At 63.6% G+C, this 3,607-nt stretch carries 2 protein-coding genes; both read left to right on the forward strand.

Features of this window, described 5'->3' with window-relative positions; translation table 11 throughout:
- On the forward strand, positions 1 to 1,991 hold a 1,991-nt coding region (locus IQK56_RS25805), incomplete at its 5' end, for an efflux RND transporter permease subunit (protein ID WP_193901874.1).
- Complete coding sequence (locus tag IQK56_RS25810; protein ID WP_193862309.1) at positions 1,988 to 3,373, forward strand: efflux transporter outer membrane subunit; 1,386 nt, start codon at positions 1,988 to 1,990, stop codon at positions 3,371 to 3,373. The genes IQK56_RS25805 and IQK56_RS25810, both read left to right, overlap by 4 nt.
- Positions 3,374 to 3,607 lie beyond the last annotated feature (234 nt).

The following is a 3,607-nucleotide window of genomic DNA, read 5'->3' on the forward strand; positions in this document are numbered from 1 at the left end:
CGGTGGTGCTGTTGGGCACGTTCGGGGTGTTGGCATTGTTCGGTTATTCAATCAACACCCTGACCATGTTTGCCATGGTCCTGGCCATCGGCCTGTTGGTGGACGATGCGATTGTGGTGGTGGAAAACGTCGAACGGGTCATGAGCGAGCAGGGCTTGACGGCCCTCGCGGCCACGCGCCAATCGATGGATGAAATCACCAGCGCGCTGATCGGCATCGCCCTGGTGCTCAGCGCGGTGTTCATTCCCATGGCGTTTTTCGGTGGTTCCACCGGGATTATCTATCGGCAGTTTTCGGTGACCATCGTCTCGGCCATGGTGCTCTCGGTAGTGGTCGCAATGACCCTGACACCGGCCTTGTGCGCTGCGTTGCTCAAACCGGGGCATGGCGCCAAACGCGGCTTTTTTGGTGGGTTCAACCGTGCATTCGAGCGCTGCTCCCAGCGCTACGAAACGTTGGTCGGTGGCGTACTGCAACGTACCCGCCGCAGCCTGGTGGTGTACGCGCTGATCGCCGCCGCCATGGCCGCCGGTTACGCCAGCCTGAGCACGTCGTTTCTGCCGGACGAGGACCAGGGCATCCTTATGGCGCAGATCCAGTTGCCGGTAGGCGCCACCGACAGCCGCACGCAGGCGGTGCTGCACCAGTTCGAGCAGTACATGCTCAAGCAGCCGGAAGTCGAGGCCATGATCAGCATCAGCGGGCTGGGCATGGGCGGCAACAGCCAGAACACCGCACGGGCGTTTATCCGGTTGAAGGACTGGAGCGAGCGCTCGGACGATGCGGCGACGATTGCCCAGCGCGCCACGTTGGCGCTGGCGAGCATCGGCGATGCCGATGTGTTCGTGATGCAACCACCGGCCGTGCGCGGCCTGGGGCAGAGTTCGGGCTTTGATTTGCAGCTCAAGGACCTGGGTGGCCTGGGGCATGACGCGTTGGTCGCTGCCCGTGAGCAGTTCATCGAACAGGCGAAGAAAGACCCGCGCCTGCTCGGTGTGCGCAGCAACGGCCTGGACGATGCGCCGCAGCTCAAAGTCAGCATCGATGACCGCAAGGCCGGTGCCCTGAGCCTGAGCACCAGCGACATCAACACCACGCTGTCCACCGCGTTGGGCGGCACCTATGTGAATGACTTCCTCAACCAGGGCCGGGTGAAAAAAGTCTATGTGCAGGGCGAGGCGTCGACCCGCATGCAGGCTGCCGACCTGGAGCATTGGTTCGTGCGCAACAGCAACGATGAAATGGTGCCGTTCTCGTCGTTCGCCACCAGCGCCTGGAGCTATGGCTCGCCGTTGCTGGAGCGCTACAACGGCTCGTCTTCCCTGGAAGTGGTCGGCGACCCGGCTCCGGGCGTCAGCTCCGGTGCGGCGATGGATGCGGTGGAGGCCATTGCCAAGCAACTGCCCGATGGCATTGGTTATGAGTGGACCGGCCAGTCCTACCAACTGCGGTTGTCCGGCTCCCAGGCGCCGTTGCTGTACGCGGTCTCCATCCTGTTCGTGTTCCTGTGCCTGGCGGCGTTGTACGAGAGTTGGTCGGTGCCGTTTTCGGTGATCCTGGTGGTGCCGCTGGGTATTGTCGGCGCGGTGTGGGCCACACGGTTTACCGGCTTGAGCAACGACGTGTACTTCCAGGTCGGCCTGTTGACCACGGTGGGGCTGGCGGCGAAAAACGCGATCCTGATCGTCGAGTTCGCCAAGCACTTGCAGGAGCAGGGCAGCAGCCTGCTGGACGCGACGCTGACCGCCGTGCGCCAACGCCTGCGCCCGATTCTGATGACCTCCCTGGCGTTTATGTTCGGCGTATTGCCCCTGGCCCTGAGCAGCGGCGCCGGTTCCGCCGGCCGTCGGGCCATTGGCACCGGCGTGTTGGGCGGCATGCTCAGCGCCACGGTGCTGGGGATCTTCTTTGTGCCGCTGTTTTTTGTGTTGATCCGCCGCCGTTTTGGCCGCGTCAGCACGTCTCCAATCGTCGAAAAAGGTGACGCATGATCAGGTTTCTCTGCCCGTTGGTGGCCGCATTGGTCCTCAGTGGCTGCATCAATCTGGCGCCGGATTATCAGCAGCCAGCCGCACCGGTGCCGACGCAATGGCAGGCCGGCGTCCAGGGCGACGTGCCCGCCGATATCCAGTGGCAGCAGTTCTTTACCGATAGCCGCCTGGCGCAGTTGCAGAGCCTGGCCCTGGCCAACAACCGCGACCTGCGCCTGGCCAGCCTGAATATCGAAAAAGCCCAGGCCCAATACCGCATCCAGCGTGCGGCCGCGTTCCCGACGATTGATGCAGGCATCAGCGGCACCCACAGCCGCACGCCGGGCGCGCTGTCGAGCAGCGGCGCGGCGGCCACCAGCCACGATTACAGCGCGCAGATGGGGCTGAGCAGCTATGAAGTCGACGTGTTCGGCCGCGTGCAGAACCTGCAGGATGAGGCGCTGGAAGCCTACCTGGCGCTGACCGAAACCCGGCGCAGCACCCAGATCAGCCTGGTGGCCGAAGTGGCCACCGCCTGGCTGACCCTGGCCGCCGACAACGCACACCTGCAATTGGCCGAGGACACCTTGGCCAGCCAGCAATCCACCTATGAACTGACCCAGCGCAGCCACGCGCTGGGCGGTTCGGCGGCGCTGGCGGTGGCCCAGGCGCAAACCACGGTCGAGTCGGCGCGGGTGGATGTGGCGGAGTATCAGAGCCAGATCCTTCAGGACCGCAATGCGTTGCGCCTGCTGGTGGGCAGTGACATTCCCGACAGTTTGCTGCCGGACGCCCACCTGCAATCGGCGGCTGCGCGGGTGCAAGTGCCGGCCGAATTGCCGTCGAGCCTGTTGCAGCGGCGGCCGGATGTGCTGGCGGCGGAGCACAGTCTCAAGTCGGCGAATATCGACATTGGCGCGGCGCGTGCGGCGTTTTTCCCGAGTATCAGCCTGACGGCCAATGCCGGGTCTGCCAGTTCGTCACTGTCCAGCCTGTTCAAGGCGGGCAGCGGGGCGTGGACCTTTGCGCCGAGCATCAGTGTGCCGATTTTCGATGCGGGGAGTAACCGGGCGACGTTGGATGCGGCGAAGGTTGAGAAGGAAATTCAGGTGCAGACCTATCAGCAGACGTTGCAGACGGCGTTCAAGGAAGTGGCTGATGCCCTGGCCGTGCGTAGCACGCTGGATCAACGCCTCACCGCCCAGCAAGCGCTGGCCGACGCCAGCCAGAAGAGCTACGACCTGTCGGACGCGCTGTACCGCGCAGGGTCGCAAAGCTATCTCGAAGCCCTGGATTCGCAGCGTTCGTTGTACAGCGCGCAGCAGGACCTGATTACCCTGCGCTTGGCGGAGCAGGGCAATCGGGTGACGTTGTACAAAGTGATGGGGGGAGGGTGGCAGTAGGGATTTGGGCCCGACGCCCTCATCGGGGCATAGGTATCTACACATCTTTGGTGAAAACATAACCTTAGCGAACGAGGCTGTTGTGGTGAGCAGGCTGTTGTGGTGAGAGGGCTGTTGTGGTGAGCGGGCTTGCCCGCGCTGGCTGCGCAGCAGCCCATTTGCCATAGATTCAGCATCCACCGGAAGTTGTGTAGGTACCCATGCCCCACTTTCAACCGTGCCTGCTCGAAATCC

The organism is Pseudomonas cyclaminis, from assembly GCF_015163715.1.
In the GTDB taxonomy this organism is placed as follows: Bacteria; Pseudomonadota; Gammaproteobacteria; order Pseudomonadales; family Pseudomonadaceae; genus Aquipseudomonas; species Aquipseudomonas cyclaminis.